The sequence below is a fragment of the Xanthomonas cissicola genome, assembly GCF_008801575.1.
Taxonomy (GTDB): Bacteria; Pseudomonadota; Gammaproteobacteria; order Xanthomonadales; family Xanthomonadaceae; genus Xanthomonas; species Xanthomonas cissicola.
The window spans coordinates 1-24,128 of the sequence record NZ_VZPL01000067.1 but is presented as its reverse complement, the minus strand read 5'-3'; the positions used below and the strand labels follow the sequence as shown (position 1 = coordinate 24,128).

Sequence of the window (24,128 nt, the reverse complement as noted above, 5' to 3'; positions counted from 1 at the left end):
AACGGTTCATGCGTGTGTAGACCGTATGCCAGTTGCCAAAGCGCTTGGGTAGGCCGCGCCATTTGCAGCCATGCTCGGCAACGTAAAGGATGGCGTTGACCACTTGCAGGTTGGTCATGCTGACATTGCCGCGCTGCGCCGGCAGGCAGTGTTCGATCAGAGAAAATTGTGCTGGCGTGATCTCCATGCCCAATAGTTTAATCGCTCGGGCCATTAGTGTTAACAGGCCCTAGTTGCTAACGGGGACATCTCCGCAAACGGCACCAATCCGCGAAATCGCACCCTCATGCGCCCTTCGGGCACCTTCTCCCAACGGGAGAAGGGAGGCGGTGCAGAGGTTCTTCCCACCCACCGCCATCAGGTCGCCGACTCCGGCGAATTTGACGCGTACATGACGTCTAAGTGATCCTCGCGCGTCGCCCGGGCTCGCCTCGGTGCACCCAGCCATCACTGAATACGCAAGGGACCTCTATGAGCGTTGACGCGACCGCGCCGACATCCGCCTCCAAACCGCCGCAGCCGCCGGCGCCCCCCGAGTTCCCCACGTTGCTCGGCCACCCGCGGCCGTTGTGGTTGCTGTTCATGACCGAATTCTGGGAACGCTTCGCGTTCTACGGCATTCGCTGGGCGCTGGTGTTGTACATCGTGGCGCAGTTTTTCAATGGCGATGCCACCGGCCAGGCGCCGGCAGGGCGGACCTATGGCGCCTACCTGGCGCTGGTGTACGCGGCGGCGATCTTCGGCGGCTACGTGGCCGACCGCGTGCTCGGTTACCAGCGCTCGATCCTGGTCGGGGCCGCGGTCATGGCGACCGGCCTGTTCCTGATCGCCATTCCCGACCCCACCATGTTCGAGATCGGCCTGGCCACCGTGGTGGTCGGCAACGGCTTGTTCAAACCGAACATTTCCACCATGGTCGGCAAGCTGTATTCGGTGGCCGATCCGCGCCGCGACAGCGGCTTCACCATCTTCTACATGGGCATCAACCTGGGCGCGATGATCTCGCCGGTGTTGACCCAGTTGCTGGCCGAAAAGGTGTTCGGCACCGACGTCATGCCGTCCTACAAGATTGTGTTCATGGCTTCCGGCGTGGGCATGCTGATCAGCCTGGTGTGGTTCTGGTTCGGCCGCGTCCAGCTCAAGGGCATCGGCGCACCGGCGCCGAACGCGCAGGGCATGGGCCGTGTGCTGATGGTGCTGGTGGGCTGCCTGCTGGCGATTCCGGGCGTGTACTTCCTGCTCGCGGTCGGTGCGGATGTGTTGCAGATCGTGCTGACGGTGCTGTTCATCGGCCTGTCGGTGATGCTGCTGGTGGAAGGCATCCGCGAAGGCAAGGTGCAACGCGACAAGGTGATTGCGATGCTGATCATCTTCGCCTTCAACGTCTTGTTCTGGATGTTCTTCGAACAGGCCGGCAGCTCGTTCACCTTCCTGGCCGACAACATCGTCAACCGCAACTTCGGCAGCTGGACCTTCCCCACCGCGTGGTTCCAGTCGGTGAACTCCATCGCCATCATTGCGCTGGCACCGGTCATCGCCTGGATCTGGGTCAAGTCCGGCCGCTTCAATCCGTCGATCCCGCGCAAGTTCGGCCTGGGCCTGCTGTTCAACGGCCTGGCCTTCCTGCTGCTGATGTTTGCGCTGTCCAGCCTGGTCAACGACGCCGGCAAGATCCCGTTCTGGACTTTGTTCATGGTCTACGTCATCCAGTCGGTCGGCGAGCTGTGCCTGTCGCCGATCGGCCTGTCCATGGTGACCAAGCTGGCCCCGGTACGCCTGGTCGGTTTCGGCATGGGTGGCTGGTTTTTGTCCACCGGCATCGGCAACAACCTGTCGGGCATTTTCGCCGGCCATGTCAGCGGAAACGAAGGCATGAGCGTGTCCTCGGCGCTGGGTGGGTATACGTTCGGGTTCTGGGCGCTGGTGGGCGCCGGCGCGTTGCTGTTCCTGATCGCGCCGCTGATCAATAAATTGATGCATGGTGTGAAGTGAGGAGAACAGCGATGCCGATCAAGCCCCTTGTCTGTGGCCTGCTGCTGAGCGGTCTGTTGAGCGCCTGCGGGCAGACCAGCAGCCCGCAGGACGCGCCGAAGCCGTTGGATACCTCAATGCAGAAGCCGCCCAGCGCCGATCCCAGCCAGCCGGTGTCCTCGGGCAATACGCCGACCGCGGCCGACATCGCCGCGGCTGCCGCGCTCAACGCGCAATACGACCCCTCGCGCGATCCGGCCGCCGATCTGGAGACGGCCAAGGTCGAGGCCAAGCGCGGCGGCAAGCGCATCGTGCTCAACGTCGGCAATGCCGCCTGTGAGCCCTGCAAGGCGCTGGACGAGTTGATGGGCGGCGATGCCGAGCTGCGCAGCTTCCGCGACGCGCACTTCGTGGTGGTCAAGGTCAACCGCGATGCGGCCAACGAAAACGCCGCCTTCCTGTCGGCGTTCGCCCAGCTCAACGACGCCCCGTCGCTGCTGGTGCTGGATAGCGACGGCAAGCTGCTGACCACGCAGTCCGGCCCGGAGTTGCGCAAGGGCGAGGGCTTCGACCGCAAGAAGCTGTTCGACTTCCTCAAGCAGTGGGCGCCACCGCAGGCCTGATGCTGCGCGAACGCGTCAAACAAAAACCCCCGCACTGCTGCGGGGGTTTTTGTTTTGCATCGTGCGATGGCTATCGCCTGGCGCGCACGCGGCCAGTCTTCTCTTTGACGAGCGCTGCCTTGGCCTGAGGTAATGAGGGCTTGCTGGCGATGGCAGGGCACACCGGCGCGTAACGTCCTGCGGCGATGCGCGGCTGGCGAGCCAGCGAAGAGGCGCGACCGATCGCGCTGACAAGCTATCGAAGTCGCGCCACTGCAGTGCCGCGGCACCGCATCGATGCCAGTGCTGCACCAGCGCCGTACGCCAGCATCGATTGCAACTGGATCAGATCCTGCGCGGCACCAAGGCACCGCGCATTCGCTCCCAGCGTGCGCTGCTCAGTCCTTGCTGGCCATGCGCGGCAGCCCGTCCTTGGCCAGCCGGTCGATCAGCTTTTCCAGGACCTGCTGTTCTTCGGCGCTGAACACCGACATCAACCGTTGCTCCATCTCGTTGACCAGCGGCGCAACGGTCTCGTAGACCTGCCGCCCGGCCGGCGACAACGCCAGCATCGAGCGGCGCCGATCGTCGCCGTGGGTCTCGCGGCGGATGAAGCCGCGCTCCAGCAGGCGCGCCACGGCGCGGCTGACCGCGACCTTGTCCATCGCCGTGCGGTCGGAGACCTCACTGGCCGACGAACCCGGGTATAGCGCCAGGATCGTGATCACCCGCCACTCGGGAATCGCCATGCCGTAACGATCGCCGTATACCTTGGCGATGTTGCTGCTGATACGGTTGGACAGCACGCTCAGGCGATACGGCAGGAACTGCTCGAGGTTGAGCAGCACGGGATGTTGCGGCGGGTGGGGGCTGTCGAGATCGCTCATGTTGCACTGTGTCTTGATTTTGGTTTCATTTGCAACTACAAACCGAGGGTGGCCTGCGCATTCTCGCGGGTCTTCTGCTACTCCGCATAGCCCTGCGGCCCCCCCAAGCGTGGAGAAACGACGATGAGCGCACAACCGAACACCACTGCGACCCGCCCGGATCCTGGCATGCAGGTCACCACCTTCGACAATCCGATGGGCATCGACGGCTTCGAATTCGTCGAATTCGCCGCACCGGCCGGCCAGGGGGAGCAACTGCACGATTATTTCCGCAAGATGGGCTTCAGCGCGGTGCTGCGTCATCGCAGCCGCCCCATTACCGTCTATCGCCAGGGCGGGGTCAACTTCCTGCTCAACGAAGATCCCGATTCGTTCGCTGCCGATTTCGCCGCCGCGCACGGCCCCTGCGCCTGCGGCTTTGCCATCCGCTTCCGCACCCCGTCCGAGACCGTGCTGCAGACGGTGCTGGGCAACGGCGGCGAAGCCGTGCAGAACAAGCCCGACACCCGCGCGGTCCCGGCGCCGGTGGTCAAGGGGATCGGCGATTGCATGCTGTACCTGGTGGACCGTTATGGCGAGGCCGGCAGCATCTATGACGCCGATTTCGAGCCGATCGACGGTGCCGACCAGCACCCGGCCGGCTTCGGACTGACCTTCATCGACCACCTGACCCATAACCTGTACTTCGGCAACATGCAGCGCTGGTCGGACTATTACGAGCGCCTGTTCAACTTCCGCGAGATCCGCTATTTCGACATCAAGGGCGCCAAGACCGGCCTGGTGTCCAAGGCGATGACTGCGCCGGACGGCATCGTGCGCATCCCGCTCAACGAATCTTCCGACCCCAAGAGCCAGATCAACGAGTATCTGGATGCGTACCAGGGCGAAGGTATCCAGCACATCGCCTGTTTTACCGACGACATCTACACCAGCGTGGAAAAGATGCGCGCCGCCGGCGTGAGTTTCCTGGATACGCCGGACACGTATTTCGATGTGGTGGACCTGCGCATCCCCGCGCATGGCGAAGATGTCGAACGCCTGCGCCGCAACAAGATCCTGATCGACGCCGACCCCGATACCAAACAGCGCAAACTGCTGCAGATCTTCACCACCAACTGCATCGGCCCGATCTTCTTCGAGATCATCCAGCGCAAGGGAAACGAAGGCTTTGGCGAAGGCAATTTCCAGGCGCTGTTCGAAAGCATCGAGCGCGATCAGATGAAGCGTGGGGTGCTTTGAGGGCGGGGGTTAGGGGTTGGTGATTCGCTTAAGGCAAGATCTTCAAGCGCCACTTCAGCGGGCCTTGGTTGTCTGACAAGAGAATCCGTAAGACCGCACGCGCTCAAAGCCTCTCTCCCCACGGGAGAGGGGTTGGGGTGAGGGTACGGTGGAGCGATGAAAATCAAACCGCCGTTACCCACTGCCACACGCACCCATGCACGCGCATTACGTACAACGATGACCGATGCAGAGCGTGCAGTGTGGCGCTGTTTACGTAGCAAGCAGCTGCACGGTTTGAAGTTCCGGCGCCAGCATCCGATTCCGCCCTACATCGCAGATTTTTGTTGCATCGAAAGACGCTTGATCATCGCGTTGGACGGATCGCAGCACGATGCTTCTAGCGATCAGGCAAGGTCGCAGTGGCTTCAATCACAAGGATGGACAGTACTGCGCTTCTGGAACAATGATGTATTGCTTTCGCTGGATGCGGTGGTTGAGACGATCTGCAAGATGGTCGCTACGCCGTACCCTCACCCCAACCCCTCTCCCGGTGGGAGAGGGGCTTGATTCGCCAGGCTTCAGCTCTTTTTCGGTAAGAGCGGCTTGATCCAACGCGATCCCAACCTTCTGCTGTCATGGAGGGCGGATCAACATCCGGACGCACCCATGCACAACGACCTGCGTTACATGACCGGCTTCGGCAATGAGTTCGCAACCGAGGCGGTGGCCGGCAGTCTACCGGTCGGCCAGAACTCACCGCAGCGTGTGGCGCACGGCTTGTATGCCGAGCAGCTGTCCGGCACCGCGTTCACGGCGCCGCGTGGTCAAAATCGGCGCAGCTGGTTGTATCGCATTCGCCCTGCCGCCGTGCATGGCAGCTTCTCGCTGGTCGAGCAGTCGCACTTCCATAACGATTTCGGTGCGGGCCCGGTGCCGCCGGATCAGTTGCGCTGGAGCCCATTGCCACTGCCGTCGGTGCCCACCGATTTTGTCGACGGCCTCTACACCATGGCCGGCAATGGCGGGCCCGAAGCGATGTCCGGCGTTGGCGTGCATGTGTATGCGGCCAACGCCTCCATGCAGGATCGCTTCTTCTACGACGCCGACGGCGAGCTGCTGCTGGTGCCGCAGCAGGGCCGGCTGCGCGTGCATACCGAGCTGGGCGTGCTGGCGCTGGAACCGCAGCAGATTGGTGTGATTCCACGCGGCATGCGCTTTCGCGTCGAGTTGCTGGACGCCGCCGCGCGCGGCTATGTGTGCGAAAACTTTGGCGGCCTGCTGCGCCTGCCCGATCTGGGGCCGATCGGCGCCAATGGCCTGGCCAATCCGCGCGATTTCGAAACGCCGCATGCCGCCTTCGAACAACGCGAAGGCACGTTCGAACTGGTGGCCAAATTCCAGGGCCATCTCTGGCGTGCCGACATCGGTCACTCGCCGCTGGATGTCATCGCCTGGCACGGCAATTACGCGCCCTATCGTTACGACCTGCGTCGCTTCAACACCATCGGCTCGATCAGTTTCGATCATCCCGATCCCAGCATCTTCACCGTGCTGACCTCGCCCAGCGACACGCACGGGACTGCGAACATGGATTTTGCGATCTTCCCGCCGCGTTGGCTGGTAGCACAGCACACCTTCCGTCCGCCGTGGTTCCATCGCAACGTCGCCAGCGAATTCATGGGCCTGGTGCATGGCGTCTACGACGCCAAGGCCGAAGGCTTCGCGCCCGGTGGCGCCTCGTTGCATAACTGCATGAGCGGGCACGGCCCGGATGCGGCCACCTTCGACAAGGCTTCACAGGCAGATCTCACGCGCCCGGACGTGATCGCCGACACCATGGCCTTCATGTTCGAAACGCGTGCGGTGTTGCGCCCTACGCAGCAGGCATTGAGCGCCGCCCATCGGCAAGCCGATTACCAGCAGTGCTGGTCCGGACTACGCGCTGCATTTCAACCGCCGATAACGGAAGACGCAACCTAGCGCGCAACCAAAATCTCGTAAGCAATTGTCAGTTGGTGCGGACGTTGCTCAGGCACAGAGTGCATGGCGTGGATGGCGGCTAGCTACCTGTCCCGAGTACCAGCCGCCTGCGCCTGGCGGCCGAACAGCAGGGTTTCAGCTGCGCTCAAGCCAGACCGCAGCCGCGGTGCTGCAGCTGCGCTGTCTGCGCGTCGGCGCTGTGATTGCGATCGGTGCTGCCGGTGCGCGGGCTGCTGTCGTTGCGGTGATGCAGCGATCAGCTCCAGCCCTCGCTGCGTGTTGAGCGACTCGGCAAGCGCCAGTCGGCGCGCGCTGGCCAAGACTGCCAGATCACGCGGCTTGCAACGCCTCCGGCAGCAGCTCGCCGATCCGTGTGCGGACGCGTTCGGCATAGCTCGCCGAGGTGATCTGCGGCAGGGCCTGCAACGCCTCGGCGATGGTCGTGCTGATCTGATCTTCGTCGCGCGCGGCGTGCAGTTGCCGATGCAGCGCAGCGGCGAGGGCATTGCGTTGCAACTGCAGGATATCGAGCAGGTACAGGCGTGCATTGGTCGCTGCGCGGCGGCGCAGGCGCTGCAGCTCTTCGTCGGTGGGCCCTGCGTCCGGCCGGGGCATACCTGCTTGGTCCACATCGGGCAGCGCGGCGGTGGCTGCCGTACTGCGCGCCTGACCCGCAGCGCCGCCCGCAGCGGTACCAAGATCCAGATACCCCATCGCGCACAGGCTATGCAGCAAGGCAGTGCCGTCGCCGCCCAGCAGCATGGCGAGCGTCGCCAGATCGCGCTGGCCGTCGGCCAGGATCAACGCGCGCCGTTGCAGCAGCGTCAGCGGGCTGCGGTGCGATTGCAGCGTGGTCAGGGCGAGCTCGGTCTTGCGTGGGATCATGGCGGCGGTCCTGCGAAGCCAACAGCGTGACGCCCGCCAATGAAGCGCCGATGACATGACTGCGACGGTGTGTCGCACGCTCTCCACATGGTCGCGATGGCAGCTGTGTACGCTGTAGCGCACGTCCAGGGAATGCACAGATGACATCCAGATTGTTGGGCCTGATGAGCGCATTGCTCGTACTGACCGCCTGCAACCGCGCCGACCAATCGCCCGCGCCCGCCAGCGCCGACCACGCACCGGTTGCGGCCGCTGACGACCAACCGGCCGCCACCGTCCCACCGGCTACGGCGCCAGCTGGCACATTTCCACCGCACACACAGCCGGACCCCGCTGCGCTTGCGCGCATGGATGGCTATGGCGATCTGCGCTTCGGGATGGATGCCAGCCAGGCGCGGGCTGCCTGGGGTGGGGATTTGCGGGGCGAAGCGGCAGCCGATGATGGCTGTTACCTGCTGCGCCCACAGTGGACCAGCGATGCGCGTCGCTTCGGCTTCATGTTCGAAGGCGGGCAGTTGGTGCGCTTCCAGACCAGCGAACCGAAGGAGACGGCGCCGGGCGGCGGCAAGGTCGGCATGAACCTGGCGCAGTTGCGTGCGTTGTACCCCGACGGCCTGACCGAGCAGCCGCATAAGTACATTCCAGGCGCGCTGACGCTGCGCCTGCCCGGCGCAGCCACGCAGACCGCGCTGGTGTTCGAGACCGATGCAGACGGTAAAGTCGCCAGCTGGCGCGTAGGCAAACCGCCGCAGGTGGATTACGTCGAAGGCTGCGGCTGAAATGCGAGGTTAATGGTGGTGTCGTATTGCGCAGGCGTTTGTATCCTGCGCTCGGGGAGGGTGGGTAATTCCTGCTGCGATACGACAGCTCGCTTCCACCTGTATCGGCCGCGCAATGGCTCGAGTGTCAGGCTGCGGCAACGTGGACCAGCATGGACGTCACCCGATCGGCCCATGGGGCGCGCCGGTTAGCGATGGTGGGCTGTCAGAGAATCGCTCTGCGCAACGGTGGCGTTGCGCTTTGCATGATCGTTGGGTCGCGTCACGACGCGATTGCATGCCCATCTGCGGTTGCGAGCGCATGAAGTGAGCGCTCGTGAGTCGATGCGTCATGCGCTGACTACCGCGTCAGCTGGTCGCGCCGTTGAGAAGGTGCTGAGCAGGTGCGGAATCTGATCGTAAGCCATCCAGGCCGAGCAACAACGCCTTAGCCACCCTCCGACGCAGGCCCCGGATGCTGCTTCTCGGTGTCTTCGTTCTCGCCAACATCGCCTTTGACCTGCGGCAACCCTTCCTGCTGCGCGTCGCCGTGGTTCGGCACTTCCGGGCGGTCTTCCATCATCAGCGACAGCGCCGCCTTAGCCATCAAGTGCGCGCTGATCGGTGCGGTGATGAACAGGAACACGGTGATCAGCAATTCGCGCGGTTGCGGGTCCACACCCAGAAACAGGTGGTAGCCCACCGAGGCCAGCAGCACGCAGCCCACGCCCAGCGTGCTCGCCTTGGTCGGTGCATGCAGGCGCTTGAAAAAATCCGACAGCTTCACCAGGCCAAAAGCGCCGATCAGGATGAAGAACGTGCCCGCCAGCAGCAAGGCGCTGAGTAGGTATTCGGTGAAGGCGATCATTCGACGATGCTCCGCCGCAGCACGTATTTGCTCAGCACCACGGTGCTGCCGAAGCCCAGCATCGCAATGACCAGGGCAGCCTCGAAATAGATCGGTGAATCCAGATACATGCCCAGCAGCATCAATTCGGCGATGGCGGTGACCGAGAGCGTATCCAGCGCCAGGATGCGGTCCGGCACGGTCGGCCCGCGCAGCAGCCGCCACAAGGCCATCAGGATGGCCAGGCCCACCGCATGCATGCAGATCACGATGGTCGATTCGATGAACATGTGGCCGGTCATGGAAAGATCTCCATCAGGGGCTTTTCGTAGCGGGTCTTGATCTCGGCAATCAAGGCCTCCGGATCGTCCAGATGCAGCACGTGCACCAGCAGATATTTACGGTCGTCCGACAGCGCGGCCGAGACGGTCCCCGGCGTCAGCGTGATCATGCTGGTCAACGCGGCGATGCCGTGAATGTTGGCGATATCCAGCGGTACCCAGATGAAGCCGGGATGGATACGCGATTCGGGTCCGAGCACCTGCGCAGCCACCTTGATGTTGGAGCGCACGATGTCGCCCGCGGCCACCAGCAGCATGCGCGGCACCGAGCGCAACGAGCCGATCTGTGCGAACTCGCGGTCCAGTCGCGCCGCGAAGATCGGCACCACCACGCCCAGCAGCATGCCCAAGACCCATTGCTGCGGGCCGAAGCTATCGCTGAGCAGCAGCCAGAAGACGAAGACCGTTACGCTCAGCGGCGGCGATGGGAATACGCGGCGACGCAGTGGCAGACGCGTGTTCATGGCTGCCTCCGTTGCGGCGTGGTGGCGCGTATCTGGTCCACATACGCGCCGGGGTCGCGCAACTGCGCAGCGGCCGCATCGGTGTAATGCATCAAGGGACCTGCGGCGCCGGTCATCGCAACCAACCCGCCTAGCAACAGCACCGTGGCGGCGGTCTCCACCGGACGCATGCGGCCACGTCGCGGCGGTTGCAGTTCCGGCGCATTTTCCGCCGCGGCCGGCACCCGCCAGAACAACCGCACGCCGGCGCGGGTGAGGCCGATCACGACCAGCAGGCTACTGCCGAGCACCGCGCCCCACACCGGCCCGACCAGGCCCTGGGGCACGTGCTGCAGCAACGCCGCCTTGGCCAGAAAGCCGGGCAGCGGCGGCAACCCGGCCACCGCCACCGCGGCAATCATGAACATCGTGCCTGGAATGGCCCGCCCCGGCAGTGGCGCCACCACTTCCTTGCGGTCGCTGGCACTGCCGCGGCGGCGGCGGATCAGGTCCGACACCATGAACAACGCAGCGGCCACAAAGCTGCTGTGCGGCAGGTAATACAGCCCTGCGCCCAGTGCGCCGGCATCGTCCAGCGAAAACGCGATGAACAGGGTCGCTGCCGAAAACACCACCAGGTACGACACCATCACCCGCAGCCGCGATGCGGCCATCACCCCGAACGCGGCCATCAGCAGCGTCGCGATGCCCAGCCACAACAGCGCATGGCGACCGAAGCCGTGCAGCGCGCCGGCACCGGCGCCAAACCACAACGAGGACACCCGCAGCGTTGCATACAACCCTACCTTGGTCATGATGGCGAACAATGCGGCCACCGCCGCCGGTGCGCGCGAATAGGTTTCCGGCAGCCACAGATACAGCGGCAGCAACGCGGCCTTGCTGCAGAACACCAGCAGCAACAAGCCCAGCGTGGCCTTTGCCAACGGCACATCCTGCGCCGGCAGATCGGCAATGCGCTGCGACAGCTCGGCCATGTTGAGCGTGCCGAAGACACCGAACAGCAGGCCCAGCGCAATCAGGAACAACGTCGACGCGCAGACGTTGAACACCACGTAATGCAGGCCCACCCGCATCTGCAACCCGCGCCCACCGCTGAGCAGCAGGCCGTAGGAGGCGATGAGCATCACTTCGAAGAACACGAACAGATTGAAGATGTCGCCGGTCAGGAACGCACCGTTCAAGCCCATCAGCTGGAACTGGAACAACGCATGAAAATGCGGTGCGCGCCGGTCCCAGCCTGCGCATGCATGCAGCAGGCACGCCGATCCCAGGATCAAGGTCGTCAACAGCATCCACGCCGACAAGCGGTCGCCCAGCAGCGCGATGCCGATGCGCGCCGGCCAGTCGCCGAGCAGATAGACCAGGATCTCGCCGTCGGCAGCGCGTGCGAACAAGGCGATGACCGCTGCGGCCAACAAGGCCATGCTGACCCAGGCCACGCTGCGCTGCACGCGTGGCCCATAGCGGCGGTGTTCGACAAATAATGACGCCGACGCGCCCAGCATCGGGATCAGGATGGGCAGGATCAGCAGATGGTTCATCGCCGGGCCTGCCGCGGATCCGTGCCGGTCGCGGCATCTTCGTGCGCATCCACGTGGTCGCTGCCGTTGTCGCTACGGCTGCGGATCGCCAGCACCAGGCTCACGGCCGTCATCGCAAACGCAATCACGATGGCGGTCAGCACCAAGGCCTGCGGGAGCGGGTCGCTGTGATGCATCAGCTCGGCCGGCACGCCGTCGCGCAGCACCGGCGCCTGGCCGCTGCGCAAGCGCCCACCGGCAAAGATCAGCAGGTTGGTGGCGTACGACAGGAAGGTCATGCCCAGGATCACATCGAAGCTGCGCGCGCGCAGCAGCAGATAGATCGCCAATGCGGTGAGGACGCCGATCGCGCTTGCCACTGCCAATTCCATCAATGCTGCTCCGCGGTACGTGTCGAACGTTGGGTGGGGTCGATCTCGCCGCGCTGGGAACTGCGCGTACGCGAGGGTTTGATCGTGCCCATCATCGACAGCACCAACATCGCCGCACCGAACACCACCAGATACACGCCGATATCGAAGCCCAGTGCACTGGCCAGTTCCAGCTCGCCCAACAGCGGTAGCGGAATTTCCAGATGTCCACTGCTCAGGAACGGCAGCCCGAAGACCAGCGAGCCTGCGCCGCTGACCAGCGCGCACAACAAGCCGATGCCGATCAGGCGGATGTAGTCGAAACCAAAGCGCGACTCCACCGAGGCCGCCCCCTGAATCACGTACTGCATCAGCAATGGCACTGCCAGCACCAGCCCGGCAATGAAGCCACCGCCCGGCGCGTTGTGCCCACGCAGGAACAGGAACAGCGACACCGTGAGCGTAAGCGGGAACATGATCTGCGCCAGATCGGCCGGCACAGGCAACTTGATCGGCGGCCCCGGCATGGTGCGCTCCGGTGCCATGCGCGCGCGGCGCAACAAGGCGTGCACCACCAGCCCGGCAATGGCGAAGACGGTGATCTCGCCAAAGGTATCGAAGCCGCGAAAATCCACCAGGATCACGTTGACCACATTGCGCCCATACGCTTCGGGCAGGGCACGTTGCAGCAGTTCGCCGGCGACCGAATGGCTGGGTTGCGTCATCAAGGTATACGCCAATGCCGCCAGACCCGCGCCGCCGACGATGGCGATGGCCGCATCGCGAATCTTGCGCAGCCGCGCACGTTCGGGCAACGAGCGCTCCGGCAGATAGTTCATCGCCAGCAGCATCAGCACCAGCGTGACCATTTCCACCAGCAACTGCGTCAGTGCCAGATCCGGCGCCGACAAGAACACGAACGTCAGGCTGACCGCCAGCCCGGTGCCGCCGAGCACCAGCACCGCCAGCAGGCGCTGCTTGTACAGGAACAGGCTGCCCAGGGCGCATGCGATCATCAACAACCACACCATCCAACCCAGTGCCGGCATTGGCATGGGTGCAGGCCATTGCGGCAATGTACCGCCTTGCAGGAATGGCACCAGCGCCACCACGACGGCGCTTAGCACCAGCAGCATCAACATGCGCTGCAGGTTGCCGTTGGTGACCGCGTCGGTCATGCGTGCGGTGGCAGCGAATAGGGCACGTAAATTCCACTGGAACATCGCCTTGCCCGGCGAACGGTTCTGGATCGCGTACAGATCCAGCGTGCGACGCAGTGCGATGTACAACAACGCACCGCCGACGATGCCGGCAACGCTCATCGCCAACGGCAAATTGACGCCATGCCACAGCGCCAGGCTGTAGTCGGGCAGCCGGTCGCCCAGGATCGCGGTGGCACCGGCGCGCAGTACGGGCGCCACTGTCCACGCTGGCACGATGCCCACCGCCACACAGATGAGCACCAGCACCTCCACCGGAATCCGCATCCAGCGCGGTGGCTCGTGCGGCGTGGTGTCTAGCTCGCGCGGACCATCGCCGAAGAAGGTGTCGTGCACGAAGCGCAGGCTGTACGCCACGCCCAGCAGGCCGGCCAGCAACGCAGCCGTGCTGGCCAGGATGCGCATCAGTTGCGGCGCTTCGGTATCCAGGGCAACGGCGAAGAACATTTCCTTCGACAAGAAGCCGTTGAGCAGCGGAATACCGGCCATGGCCAGCGAGGCGATGATGGCCAATGCGCTGGTCACCGGCATCAACCGGCGCAGATTGCCCAGCTTGCGCATGTCGCGCGTGCCGGTCTCATGGTCGATGATGCCGGCGGCCATGAATAACGACGCTTTGAATACCGCGTGGTTGATGAGGTGGAACACGCCGGCCACCACCGCCATCGGCGTGGACAGGCCGAACAGCATCGTGATCAGGCCCAGGTGCGAAATGGTCGAGTACGCCAGCACGCCCTTGAGATCGTGCTGAAAGATGGCGTGCCAGGCGCCCAACAACACCGTGATCGCGCCGATGCTGGTCACCGTATAGAAAAACAGATCCGTGCCGGCCAGCGCCGGATGCAAGCGCGCCAGCAAAAATACGCCGGCCTTCACCATCGTGGCCGAATGCAGATACGCCGACACCGGCGTGGGCGCCGCCATTGCGTGCGGCAACCAGAAGTGGAACGGGAACTGCGCGCTCTTGGTGAAGATGCCCAGCAACACCAAGCCCAGCGCGTACGGATACAGCGGGCTGGCGCGGATCACATCGCCGGCGGCCAACACCGCATCCAGCTGAAAACTGCCGACGATGCGGCCGATCATCAACACGCCGCCCAATAAGGCCAAGCCGCCGCCGGCAGTCAGTACGAACGCCATGCGTGCGCCCTCGCGCGCGTCCTTGCGGTGCGACCAGAACCCGATCAACAGGAACGAGCTGATACTGGTGAGTTCCCAGAACACCATCAGCAACAGCAGGTTGCCGGCCAGCACCATGCCGAGCATTGCGCCCATGAACAGCAATAAATAAGCGAAAAAGCGCGACGCGCTATCGCGTGCGCTCAAGTAATAGTGCGCATACAGCACCACCAGCGCGCCGATGCCCAGCACCAGCAGCGCAAACATCCACGCCAGCCCATCGAGCCGCAACGAAAACATCAAGCCGATCTGCGGCAGCCACGCATGGTCGCTGGCAATCAGCTCGCCGCGCAGCACCGCTGGCGTCAACAGCGCCAGCACCACCAGCCCGGCCAACGGCGCGGCCGCAGCCAACCACGCAGTGATCGAACGGGACGTGCGCCAGCGCAGCGCAGCGGCAGCGGCCATCACGAACGGCAGCGCCAGCAGAATTTCCAACGAGAAAGGCATGCAGGGAACACAAGATTCGCGAGCAGGCCAGAGAGCTTAACAAACCGTTGACTGACGCCCGCGTCAACGCCGCCGCGGCGTGCAGCCCGGAAGCAAGGCCGGATTGGCTGCACATCGCCGGGCCGCACTCGGTATGCTGCAGGTATTCATGCCTGCGTAGCTGCCCCGTGACTGCCGCCAATCCCGCTCCGTCCACCGCTGCATCTGCGCCGCGCGCCCTGGTCTTCGGTGGCAGCGGTCAGATCGGCGAACGTCTGCTGACCCGATTGTTGAGCCGCGGCTGGCAGGTGACGGCATGGTCGCGACAGACGCGCGCGGCGCGTTCCGGGCTGGTCTGGCGGCAGGGCGATCTGGCCGTACCGGCAGCTGCCGGCGAGGCGTTCGAGGTGATCTTCAGTTGCGGTCCGCTCGACCACTTCGCACGCTGGTATGCCGAGAACCCGGTGGTAGCGCCGCGCATCGTCGCGTTCGGTTCCACCAGCGTTGAGGTCAAGGAACACTCCATCGATGCGGCCGAGCGCGACGTGGCCCAGCGTCTGGCCAATGCCGAACAGGCGCTGTTTTCCGCCGCTCTCGCGCGTGGGGCCAGTGCCACCGTGCTGCGCCCGACCTTGGTCTATGGCGCCGGACGCGACAAAACGCTAACCCAGATCGCCGGGCTGGCGCAGCGCACCGGTGCGTTCGTACTGCCGGCCAACGCGACTGGCCTGCGCCAGCCAGTGCATGTGGACGATCTGGCCAGCGCGGCTCTGGCGGTGGTTGGCCAGCCGGCCACCCAGCAGCGCAGTTATGCCGTGGGCGGCGGCGAAGTGCTGGCGTACACGCAGATGGTGGAGCGCGTACTGGAAGCGCTGCCACGGGCTGCACGTCTGTATCAGGTGCCGCCGAGCCTGTTCGGTCTTGCACTCACCGCAGCGCAACGCCTGGGCCGCCTGCGGGGCTTGAATGCCGCCGCGCTACAGCGCATGCGCGAGGACTTGGTGTTCGATCTGGAGCCGGCACGCCGCGATTTCGGCTACGCGCCGCGCGCATTTCGCCCACTGCCGGAAGAGCTCGGAATCGGCGAGTGATGCCTGGCTGGTCTGCCGGCCGCGCTTAGAGCGGGTTATGTCCTTTGAGGTGAGTGCGACGCGTCCTGTGGCGCGTCGAGACAAGGCATGTGCTTTGCCCAGGCTGGCTGCCTGGGCAAAGCGCGCAACGCAGTATCGACGCGCCACAGGGCGCTTCCGGAGGGCTGGCCGTCAGCGGCATGGCGCGGGCGTCGCGCGGCTTGCCTTGGCGCCAGCCAAGCCGGCGCCACGCAGCACCCGCGCCGCACCGCTGGCGGCCAACGCATCTCATCTCAACGTGCATCACACGCTCTAGTAGCGCCAGCCCAGCTGGCGATATGCCTTGGCCAGCACCCAGATCGGCCCGATCAGCAGATAGGTCAGATCGGTCAGAAAGCTCGGTTTGCGGCCCTCGATCTTGTGGCCGACGAACTGCGCAATCCACGCCAACACGAATACCGTCAGCGCGGTGGTGAACAGGCCCCCGAGCCCGATGCGGCCTTCGATCAACCGGCACAGACAGCCGAAGAAGAAGATCCCCAGCATCCCCAGCCCCAGCGGGCGCGACAGCCGGTTGTAGTACGACCACGCCGCAAACATCGACAGCGCGGCCCATACGCCGCTGCTGAACCAGCTGCCGCCGACCGGGATGCACCACAACAGCGCCACCACCGACCACAGGATTGCAGGCACCGCCAGCACGTGGATCTGCTGATTGGTCGCGTTTTGATGATCGTCGGAATAGCTGGCGAAATAGCGCTCGATCGGTCGCGCGGTCGTGGTGCTTTGGGTCATGTTCCCTCCCAGGAATGACCCAAGCATACGCGCGCGGATGGCGCCATGGCAGATGTGCCCCCCGCCACGCCTTGGTGGCATGACGAGGGACGCGCCCGTCAGTTCACCGAGACCGCGCTCCACGCCGCCGCTACCGCGCGGTATTGCGTGGACGTGCTGCCGTACAGATCGGTGGCCGCGCTCAGCGTGGCCCGACGGGCCGCCGCGTAGTTGGTGGACGAGGTCATGTACACCGTCAGTGCGCGATACCAGATACGGCTGGCCGCGGCGCGGCCGATCGCCGTGAGCGCCGTGGAGCCGTTGCAGACCAGACTGGTCGGGGTCAGATTGTAGCTGGTGCCCGAGCCGAACCCGCTCGGCACCACCGCCCCTTCGGCCAGCAGATAGTAGAAATGATTGGCCACGCCCGAGCTGTAGTGCACATTGAGCGAACCCAGGCTGCTGCTGTAGCAATCGGGCGATTTGCCATCCAGGCTTGGCTTGAACATGTAACGCAACGCCAGTGTCCCGGTGCTGTTGTTGGGAATGATCTTCTCGCCGATCAGATAATTGCCCGGCTCGGCACTGTTGGCAGCGGAGTATTCCACCATGGTGCCCATGATGTGGACGTGGCCTCATTCAAACCGCCCGATTCGCCCGAGTAGGTCAGAGCGGCGGTCCGGCTGGTCACACCGTGGGTCATCTCGTGGCCGGCCACATCCACCGATACCAGCGGCGTGAACGTGCTGCCGTCGCCATCGCCGAAGGTCATGCAGAAACAGCTGTCCTGCCAGAAGGCGTTGTTGTAGCGGCTACCATAGTGCACCCGGCTTCGCGCACCGGCGCCGTCGTTTGCAATGCCTGTGCGCGAATGCGTAGTGCGGTAATAGTCCCAGGTCAACGCTACGCCATAATGCGCATCGACCGCTGCGGTGACCGTATCGCCGGTGGTGCCGCTACCCCAGGCATTGTCGGCATCGGTGACCAGCGTGCCATTACCGGAGGTGCTGTTGCGCATGTTGTAGGTCGCACCGCTGCCGCGACTGAGATCGGTCAGTTCGTAGCTGGTGCTGCTGCAGCGCGTGGTGTTCACCGTCACGCTGCCCGCATACAACGAACGTCCTGTGCCAGCGGCGCTGGTGCCGCCGCTACAGGCGGTATGCACGGTATCCCAGGATTCGAGGATGCGCTGGGTCACCGCATCGACGATGTAATGCATCTCGGTCGGTGTCTGGTCGGGTTTGACGCCGCTGTAAATTACCTCGTACACCAGGCGCGGCGCGCCTTGGCGTGCATACAGCGCCAGACTCGCACGCGGCGCGGCATCCTGCGCCACATCGAAGTGCGAACCGGCCACACGCAATGCGGTTGCCGCATTGATCCCCGGCAGCAGGCTCGGACGCACCGTAGTGTCCATGGTCTGGCTCAATTCACGCATCACACCGCGACACGAGTGCACGACCACGTCCCCACCGATCACCGGCAGACCCTGATAGGTGCGATCGAAACGCACATGTTCGGTGCCGTCGGCATCGACGATGCTGTCGCGTGCGATAAAGGCGTCGGCCGGCGCGCGATTGGCCAATGCCGATGCGTTGTTCCCCAATAACGATTGCGCGCGCGACACAGCGGCATTGGCCGACATATCCGCAGCGTTTGCGGCAGCAGAAAACGAGAGCGCGCAGCAGATTGCCGCGCCCAGGACATGGAATTGCATGACGACTCTCTCCAGAAAACGTGCAATGCAAAGACCGGCAGCCCCCCGACAGCCGGTCGCCGATGGCACCTTGGGTGCCGGCAGCTACGCTTGCACAGTCACTAACTGGACAGTAGTAAAAATTACGGATGTGTTGCGTTCTGTGCGCCCGGCCACTTTTCGCTGTGGCGCACATCGCAGAGGCGCAGCGGATGCATCGTGTTATTGGCCGCTGCGGCCAAGCATGCGCGCAATGCCTCGATTCTAGACGGCGTTGCGCCGCATCGCTGCGCCAGCGCGTTGGGGGGGGCTGCGGTGCCCATCGCCGCACGCGCTTGCCGTTGAAAGACGATCAGATGGCGCAATGATGCCGTTCCGGCCACAGCGCATGTGGAAACAAAAACGCCGGCCAATGTCCTGGCCGGCGTCCTTTGATCTATCGCCGAAAGATCAGCGACCGCCCATCGCAACCTTCTGCTGTTCTTGCTGGGCCTGTTGCTGCTGCGACTGACCAGCCAGCAACTGTGCACTGGTTTGCTCAAGTGTCGGGGCAGGTTGGTTCAGGTCCACCGCCGCACGGAAGCCCGGCGTGGTGCTGTTGCGCTGCTGCCGGTGCTGGGCACAACGTTCAATAGATCTACTCCGTTCGCCTGGGCTACGCCGGCGAAAAATCCCTCATTGCCGCAATCGGGCGAAAACTCCACATCGTAAAAATCACCACTGTCGACAGTGCCAGCTGTGCATCCGTTTGCAGTCGTTGCATCCGTGCAGGTGACGCCAGTGGCCTGTATCAGCGCGGCAAGTCTGGCGTTGACCTGCAATGCTGCGGACGCGTTGTTTTTCGCAGGTGCTGGCGGTGCTGATGTGGGAACGGCGTGGGGTGCAGATTCGCCGGCAGTGCAGGCGCTCAGCGCGAGTGCTAGACCGGGAATGATTGCGCTGCGCAAGGCAGGCAACGCGCGGAACAAGTGGCTTAACTGGGTCATTGCGACCTGACTGGGCAAGAGAACACACCATCGCGGCGAGCGTGGTGGAAGTCAGTTAGATGCGAGTATGTGCAGTCGCCGTCATGAAGCTTCACGCGCAACCACCAACCTGGCCTTCAGTCGGTAGTCGAGAACTCGAGGCGCCGAGAATGTCGGCGCTCCGAGTCAAAGCGGCGTCTGCGTAGTGCGCCGCCTCGCCCCTTTTAATCGGGGCTACGCAATCAATCCACCGAAATACCCGCCAGCCGCTGCAGCGCTTCGGCATATTTCGCACGCGTGCGATCGATGACGTCGGCCGGCAGGCGCGGGCCGGGCGCGGTCTTGCCCCAGTCCAGGGTTTCCAGATAATCGCGCACGAACTGCTTGTCGTAGCTCGGCGGGCTGGTGCCCGGTTCGTATTGGTCGGCCGGCCAATAACGCGACGAATCCGGGGTCAGCATCTCGTCCATGATGTACAGCCGGCCGTCGGCATCGGTGCCGAATTCGAACTTGGTATCGGCCAGCAGGATGCCGCGTTCGGCGGCAAAATCGGCGGCGAAACGGTAGATGCGCAAGGTGGCATCGCGCACGCGTTCGGCCAGCTCGGCGCCGACCGTCTTGACCATTGCATCGAAGTCGATGTTTTCGTCGTGGTCGCCAACCGCTGCCTTGGTCGAAGGAGTGAAAATCGGCTCGGGCAGTTTCTCGGCCTGACGCAGGCCGTCGGGTAATTCGATCCCGCTGATCTTGCCGGTGCGCTGATAATCCTTCCAGCCGCTGCCGATCACATAGCCGCGTGCGATGGCTTCCACCGGCACCGGCTTGAGCTTGCGCGTGACCACAGCGCGTTTGGCGTACAACGCCGGATCTACGCCCTCGGGCAACACCTGCTCCACGCGGATGTCCACCAGGTGGTTGGGCATCAGGTGTTCGGTCTTGTGGAACCAGAAGTTGGACACCTGGCACAGCATCTCGCCCTTGCCGGGAATCGGGTCGGGCAGCACCACGTCGAACGCGGACAGGCGGTCGGTGGCCACCATCAACAGATAATCGCCCGGGGGCGCATCGGCGGGCAGGCGGTCGCGGGGAATATCGAAGACATCGCGGACCTTGCCACGGTGACGCAACGGCAGGCCGGGCAGATCGGATTGCAACAGCGTGGTCGACACAGGCACTCCTAAGGACGTCGCTATGACGCTGTCCCCGGGACCCGGCGGGCCCGCGGGTAGGCAGCGGGCCGCGTAGTGTACGGCGCTTCGCCGCCTCCCGCAGAATTTATTGGAGCCCGCGCGGTGGGGCCTGTGCAGGAGTCGTCAGCCAGGCCGGGCGGGCGTTCGGGTAAGATCGCCAGCCCGCCTCCCGCCCCGATCGCCCCCATGTCCTGGTACGGAAAACTGCTCGGCGCATTGGCCGGCGCCTTGCTGTTTCGCGGGGCGCCGGTGGTGGGGCTGATGATCGGGCTGGCGATCGGCCACGCGGTCGACGCCGGCTGGTTCAAACGGCGCGCGGAAAATCCGTACGAAGCGCTGGGCCTGGAGCCGGACGCCACCACCGCCGAGATCGACCTGGCCTATCGCCGGCTGATGTCGCGCTACCACCCGGACAAGGTCGCCAACGCCGACCCGGAAGCCCGCCGCCAGGCCGAAAAGAAGGCCAGCCAGATCAACGCCGCCTACGACCGGATTCAACGGCTGCGCAAGCGCTAAACGAAGGCCGCGCGCCGAAACCGCTGCGTTAAGCAGTGCCAGGCGTCAGCGCAGAGCGCTGGTACATCGAAAGGCCTCACCCAATAAAAAACGCCTGATCATCACGATCAGGCGCCGCGGGCACGCACGCACCCGGCTCTCAGAACCTGTAGGTCGCGGTCAGGCGCACCGCATTGGTCGAAACATCGGTATCGGTCCGACGCAGGTCGGTACCGGCCGGATTGACGCGTAGGAAGGGGTTGGTGGCCGGCGCGGTGCCGGGCCCGACGCGCACGCGGGTGTCGTCGTCCTGCAGGCGGGTGAACAGATATTCCACGCCGACCGAGACCTTGTCGCTCAAGCGCCGTTGCAGGCCGATGCCGGCCTGGTAGCCATCGGCACTGTCGCCGCCACTGCTGGTGAAGCTGTTGGCGGTATTGCTGCTGGCGAAGCTGTGGTCGAATTCGCCACGCGCCACACCGGCGGTGATGTAGGCCAGGTAATCGCCCTGCGTGCCGAAGGCGTAGCCGATGCGGCCGCGCAACGCCGCAGTGCGGTTGAGCTGGCGGGTGAAGGTATAAAACGCGGGTGTCGTGCTGAAGGCGCTGACGCTGTCGCGGACATCGTTGCGGGTGTATTCGGCGACCACGCCATACACCCAGTTGCCGGCCTGCCAGTCGTAGCCCAGCCGTGCGCCGTATTCGGCACCGCCCTTGTCCTTGCTACAGCCACTGGCCGGAGTGCGCCCCGCCGCTGCGCCACCGCAGAAACCGGGCGAGAACGCATCGGCACCGGTCGCGGTGCCGACCTGGTCGCCGTCGCGGCCATCCAGATTGGTATCGAAGCCGAAGCGGCCACCGGAGACGCCGGCCGGATCGGCACCGCCGACGTTGGCACCGATGGACAAGCCGGACCAGTCGGCAGGACCGGATTGCGCCCAGGCCGAGGGGGCCAGGACGAGCAGGACGAGCAGGACGAGAGCGGCGGAAGCGAGCGGGGTGGGTTTCATGCGATCTCCTTGCATCTGGCGCGGCGCGCCGGTCAGGTACGTACGCGCTCGCGTCCGCTCTGGATGCACTTTGGCCGACACTGGGACGGAATTGCACAGCGGCAGAGCCATCGATGCAGCGGGCAGGTGCCCGATCGCGCACTGACTGCGAGCTGCCGGCCCAAGCGCCTGCGGTGATATCGGCGGCCTACCCGTGGCGCGGGCCCCAAGCGCCCGGCGGCATTCGGCTTTCCTCGCCGGGCCACGGTTGCGACAATGGCGCTCCTGCATTTTTCCGAGCTGCCCATGCAACTGACGGCGATCGCCCCGTCCATCCTGTCCGCCGATTTCGCCCGTCTGGGCGAGGAAGTGAACAACGTCCTCAAGGCTGGTGCCGACTGGGTGCACTTCGACGTGATGGACAACCACTACGTGCCCAACCTCACCATCGGCCCGATGGTGTGCCAGGCGCTGCGCAAGCACGGCATCACCGCGCCGATCGACGTGCATCTGATGGTCGAGCCGGTGGACCGCATCGTGCCGGATTTCGCCGACGCCGGTGCCACCACCATCAGCTTCCACCCCGAAGCCAGCCGCCACGTGCACCGCACGATCCAGCTGATCAAGTCGCACGGCTGCCAGGCCGGGCTGGTGCTCAACCCGGCCACGCCGGTGGACATCCTGGACTGGGTGCTGCCCGAGCTGGACCTGGTATTGGTGATGTCGGTCAACCCGGGCTTCGGCGGGCAGGCCTTCATCCCGTCTGCGCTGGACAAGCTGCGTGCCATCCGCAGCAAGATCGACGCGACGGGCAAGCCGATCCGGCTGGAGATCGATGGCGGCGTCAAGGCCGACAACATCGGTGCGATTGCCGCCGCTGGCGCGGACACCTTCGTCGCCGGCTCGGCCATTTTCAATGCGCCCGACTATGCGCAGGTGATTGCGCAGATGCGCGCGGCGGTGGATGCGGTGCGATGAGCCGGCCCGCGCCACAGATCCGCAGCGCAACGCCTGCGGATGTGCCGCTGCTGCATGAACTCATCACCGCGCTGGCGGTGTATGAGCGCGAGCCGGATGCGGTCAAGGCCAGCCTGGAGGATGTGCGCGCCAGTCTGTTCGACGACGGCGCCACCGCGCACGCGCTGATCTGCGAGCAGGACGGTCAGGCGCTGGGATTTGCGGTGTATTTCTTCAACTATTCCACCTGCGTTGGGCCGCAACGGCCTGTACCTGGAAGACCTGTTCGTGCGTCCGGAAGCGCGCGGCAAGGGCGCGGGCCTTGCGCTGTTGCGGCACTTGGCGCAGTTGGCCGTGCAGCGTGGCTGCGGGCGGTTCGAATGGTCGGTGCTGGACTGGAACCAGCCGGCCATCGACTTCTACAAGGCAGTCGGTGCGCGCCCGATGGACGGCTGGACCGTGTACCGGCTCGACGGCGAACGGCTGGCCGCGTTTGCTGCGGGCGGCTGAGCCGGGCGCGCCGGGACGTCAGGACCACGCAAAAGAAAGGCCGCTTCCGAGGAAGCGGCCTTCAAGAAAACTGGAGGCTGATCCTGCCTGATAATAGTTGTCCCATAGCGTCCTACAGTGGCCTAATCAAGTGGCTCCATCTCCATGATTGGGAAGGGATTTGTACTTATCCGTCCTAAGCGGTCCGATTTAATCTGATGATGTTTGGGGGTATCCTTGTCGCCCCGATACCCCCAGGTGCAGAAGCCGCACTACCTCGGCCGTTAGGCTGCAGCTTGGTGTTGATGGCTGAGTTTGCGCCGTACACGACGATTGAATGCCCAATGGCCAAACGCACCGCCCCTCTCGCAGAGCTAGTTTTCCGCAAGAGTCGCTACAACCCCGACGGAAAAGGCAACCGGCTTTTTGATGGTGGCGGTTTGTACTTGGAGCTGCGGCCCAGTGGGGCAAGGCTCTGGCGTCTGAAGTACCGCTTTGCGGGGAAAGAGCAGCTAATGTCCATCGGAAGCTATCCCGACGTGACCAGTGCTCAGGCACGTGTACGCCGCAGCGAAGTGAAGTCGCTGTTGGACAAGGGAGTTGACCCGGCTGCACTGCGGCGGCAGGAAAAGCTCACGCGCGGTATCGAAATGGCGACGACGTTCCAATCGGTGGCGGTGGAATGGATAGAGCGCTTCTCCCCTAAGGAAGCTCTGAACAACGCACCACAGATACGCGACACTACCCGCCTCATCATGTAGAGGATCATCTATGCAGCTGACGTTCGGTGACGCTGAGGGCCTGGGCAAGCGCAAGCAGACCCGGCGCG

Annotated in this window: 23 protein-coding genes and 4 pseudogenes; 11 read left to right on the top strand and 16 right to left on the bottom strand. The window is 64.4% G+C overall.

The genetic code is table 11. The annotated features are described in order from the left end of the window. Nucleotides 1-187 (bottom strand): transposase (locus F7R02_RS20290; protein WP_151210039.1); only part of this gene is annotated, 187 nt, incomplete at its 3' end. Nucleotides 188-471: 284 nt separating this feature from the next. Between F7R02_RS20290 and F7R02_RS20285 the strand changes: the two genes are divergently transcribed. Beyond that, nucleotides 472-1,992: a peptide MFS transporter gene (locus F7R02_RS20285; protein ID WP_078589870.1), complete on the top strand. Its 1,521-nt coding sequence runs from the start codon at nt 472-474 to the stop codon at nt 1,990-1,992. Nucleotides 1,993-2,003: 11 nt separating this feature from the next. Then, complete coding sequence (locus tag F7R02_RS20280) at nt 2,004-2,594, top strand: thioredoxin family protein (RefSeq protein WP_005912641.1); 591 nt, start codon at nt 2,004-2,006, stop codon at nt 2,592-2,594. Nucleotides 2,595-2,971: 377 nt separating this feature from the next. On the opposite strand, the gene F7R02_RS20275 is transcribed toward F7R02_RS20280, so the two are convergent. Next, nucleotides 2,972-3,460 (bottom strand): MarR family winged helix-turn-helix transcriptional regulator, encoded by a 489-nt coding sequence (locus F7R02_RS20275; RefSeq protein ID WP_005912639.1) that lies wholly within the window; start codon nt 3,458-3,460, stop codon nt 2,972-2,974. Between the two features lie 123 nt (nt 3,461-3,583). Between F7R02_RS20275 and hppD the strand changes: the two genes are divergently transcribed. From hppD to hmgA, 3 genes are all read left to right on the top strand, one after another. After that, a complete protein-coding gene (gene hppD, locus F7R02_RS20270) occupies nt 3,584-4,699 on the top strand; it encodes a 4-hydroxyphenylpyruvate dioxygenase (protein WP_005931586.1) in 1,116 nt (371 codons plus the stop codon). Nucleotides 4,700-4,855: 156 nt separating this feature from the next. Continuing rightward, the gene (locus F7R02_RS20265) at nt 4,856-5,248 is read left to right on the top strand and encodes an endonuclease domain-containing protein (protein WP_078518409.1); all 393 of its coding nucleotides are present in this window, start codon (nt 4,856-4,858) and stop codon (nt 5,246-5,248) included. A 99-nt stretch (nt 5,249-5,347) separates the two neighbouring features. Further along, nucleotides 5,348-6,661, top strand: a complete 1,314-nt coding sequence (gene hmgA, locus F7R02_RS20260) for a homogentisate 1,2-dioxygenase (RefSeq protein WP_338066751.1) — start codon at nt 5,348-5,350, stop codon at nt 6,659-6,661. Nucleotides 6,662-6,806: 145 nt separating this feature from the next. Here the strand turns inward: hmgA and F7R02_RS27000 are convergent. Then, nucleotides 6,807-6,990, bottom strand: a pseudogene (locus F7R02_RS27000) (hypothetical protein). 1 nt (nt 6,991) lies between these two features. Continuing rightward, the gene (locus F7R02_RS20250) at nt 6,992-7,546 is read right to left on the bottom strand and encodes a hypothetical protein (protein ID WP_033483987.1); all 555 of its coding nucleotides are present in this window, start codon (nt 7,544-7,546) and stop codon (nt 6,992-6,994) included. Nucleotides 7,547-7,710: 164 nt separating this feature from the next. Between F7R02_RS20250 and F7R02_RS20245 the strand changes: the two genes are divergently transcribed. Then, complete coding sequence (locus F7R02_RS20245; RefSeq protein WP_078584411.1) at nt 7,711-8,325, top strand: lectin; 615 nt, start codon at nt 7,711-7,713, stop codon at nt 8,323-8,325. Nucleotides 8,326-8,752: 427 nt separating this feature from the next. Here the strand turns inward: F7R02_RS20245 and F7R02_RS20240 are convergent, their stop codons facing one another. From F7R02_RS20240 to F7R02_RS20215, 6 genes are read right to left on the bottom strand one after another with little or no spacing between them, the layout of a single operon-like run. After that, nucleotides 8,753-9,172, bottom strand: coding sequence for a Na+/H+ antiporter subunit G (locus tag F7R02_RS20240; protein WP_005912632.1), 420 nt, complete (start codon nt 9,170-9,172; stop codon nt 8,753-8,755). Further along, nucleotides 9,169-9,453, bottom strand: coding sequence for a K+/H+ antiporter subunit F (locus F7R02_RS20235; RefSeq protein ID WP_003486364.1), 285 nt, complete (start codon nt 9,451-9,453; stop codon nt 9,169-9,171). The genes F7R02_RS20240 and F7R02_RS20235 overlap by 4 nt, the downstream gene beginning before the upstream one ends. Then, a complete protein-coding gene (locus tag F7R02_RS20230; protein ID WP_007967828.1) occupies nt 9,450-9,956 on the bottom strand; it encodes a Na+/H+ antiporter subunit E in 507 nt (168 codons plus the stop codon). Before F7R02_RS20230 ends, F7R02_RS20235 begins: the two co-directional genes overlap by 4 nt. Beyond that, the gene (locus F7R02_RS20225) at nt 9,953-11,497 is read right to left on the bottom strand and encodes a monovalent cation/H+ antiporter subunit D (RefSeq protein WP_011050331.1); all 1,545 of its coding nucleotides are present in this window, start codon (nt 11,495-11,497) and stop codon (nt 9,953-9,955) included. Before F7R02_RS20225 ends, F7R02_RS20230 begins: the two co-directional genes overlap by 4 nt. After that, nucleotides 11,494-11,868 (bottom strand): Na+/H+ antiporter subunit C, encoded by a 375-nt coding sequence (locus F7R02_RS20220; protein WP_003486358.1) that lies wholly within the window; start codon nt 11,866-11,868, stop codon nt 11,494-11,496. The genes F7R02_RS20225 and F7R02_RS20220 overlap by 4 nt, the downstream gene beginning before the upstream one ends. After that, the gene (locus tag F7R02_RS20215; protein ID WP_078518412.1) at nt 11,868-14,696 is read right to left on the bottom strand and encodes a monovalent cation/H+ antiporter subunit A; all 2,829 of its coding nucleotides are present in this window, start codon (nt 14,694-14,696) and stop codon (nt 11,868-11,870) included. Before F7R02_RS20215 ends, F7R02_RS20220 begins: the two co-directional genes overlap by 1 nt. 167 nt (nt 14,697-14,863) lie before the next feature. Between F7R02_RS20215 and F7R02_RS20210 the strand changes: the two genes are divergently transcribed. Next, nucleotides 14,864-15,766 (top strand): NAD-dependent epimerase/dehydratase family protein, encoded by a 903-nt coding sequence (locus F7R02_RS20210; protein WP_003486354.1) that lies wholly within the window; start codon nt 14,864-14,866, stop codon nt 15,764-15,766. Between the two features lie 291 nt (nt 15,767-16,057). Here F7R02_RS20210 and F7R02_RS20205 read toward each other — a convergent pair whose 3' ends face one another. The 5 genes and pseudogenes from F7R02_RS20205 to F7R02_RS20185 all read right to left on the bottom strand — a co-directional run bounded on the left by F7R02_RS20205 (nt 16,058) and on the right by F7R02_RS20185 (nt 20,349). Beyond that, nucleotides 16,058-16,540 (bottom strand): Mpo1 family 2-hydroxy fatty acid dioxygenase, encoded by a 483-nt coding sequence (locus tag F7R02_RS20205; RefSeq protein WP_078584405.1) that lies wholly within the window; start codon nt 16,538-16,540, stop codon nt 16,058-16,060. Between the two features lie 98 nt (nt 16,541-16,638). Beyond that, nucleotides 16,639-18,236, bottom strand: a pseudogene (locus tag F7R02_RS20200) (M4 family metallopeptidase). Between the two features lie 429 nt (nt 18,237-18,665). Next, nucleotides 18,666-18,809 (bottom strand): annotated as a pseudogene (locus F7R02_RS20195) (peptidoglycan-binding protein); the annotation flags it as partial. Further along, nucleotides 18,776-19,183: a hypothetical protein gene (locus F7R02_RS20190; RefSeq protein ID WP_439333440.1), complete on the bottom strand. Its 408-nt coding sequence runs from the start codon at nt 19,181-19,183 to the stop codon at nt 18,776-18,778. The pseudogene F7R02_RS20195 and the gene F7R02_RS20190, both read right to left, overlap by 34 nt. A gap of 239 nt (nt 19,184-19,422) precedes the next feature. Beyond that, on the bottom strand, nt 19,423-20,349 hold the full coding sequence (locus F7R02_RS20185; protein WP_003483031.1) for a phosphoribosylaminoimidazolesuccinocarboxamide synthase: 927 nt from the start codon (nt 20,347-20,349) through the stop codon (nt 19,423-19,425). Nucleotides 20,350-20,556: 207 nt separating this feature from the next. Between F7R02_RS20185 and F7R02_RS20180 the strand changes: the two genes are divergently transcribed. Next, nucleotides 20,557-20,886 (top strand): J domain-containing protein, encoded by a 330-nt coding sequence (locus F7R02_RS20180; protein WP_005912611.1) that lies wholly within the window; start codon nt 20,557-20,559, stop codon nt 20,884-20,886. Nucleotides 20,887-21,025: 139 nt separating this feature from the next. On the opposite strand, the gene F7R02_RS20175 is transcribed toward F7R02_RS20180, so the two are convergent. Continuing rightward, nucleotides 21,026-21,874 (bottom strand): outer membrane protein, encoded by an 849-nt coding sequence (locus F7R02_RS20175; protein ID WP_078591054.1) that lies wholly within the window; start codon nt 21,872-21,874, stop codon nt 21,026-21,028. A 255-nt stretch (nt 21,875-22,129) separates the two neighbouring features. Here F7R02_RS20175 and rpe point away from each other — a divergent pair, with 255 nt between their 5' ends. The 3 genes and pseudogenes from rpe to F7R02_RS20155 all read left to right on the top strand — a co-directional run bounded on the left by rpe (nt 22,130) and on the right by F7R02_RS20155 (nt 24,060). Next, nucleotides 22,130-22,831: a ribulose-phosphate 3-epimerase gene (gene rpe, locus F7R02_RS20170; protein ID WP_172397279.1), complete on the top strand. Its 702-nt coding sequence runs from the start codon at nt 22,130-22,132 to the stop codon at nt 22,829-22,831. Next, nucleotides 22,828-23,320: pseudogene (locus tag F7R02_RS20165) on the top strand (GNAT family N-acetyltransferase). The gene rpe and the pseudogene F7R02_RS20165 overlap by 4 nt, the downstream one beginning before the upstream one ends. Before the next feature lie 323 nt (nt 23,321-23,643). After that, nucleotides 23,644-24,060: an Arm DNA-binding domain-containing protein gene (locus tag F7R02_RS20155; RefSeq protein ID WP_235900940.1), complete on the top strand. Its 417-nt coding sequence runs from the start codon at nt 23,644-23,646 to the stop codon at nt 24,058-24,060. Nucleotides 24,061-24,128 lie beyond the last annotated feature (68 nt).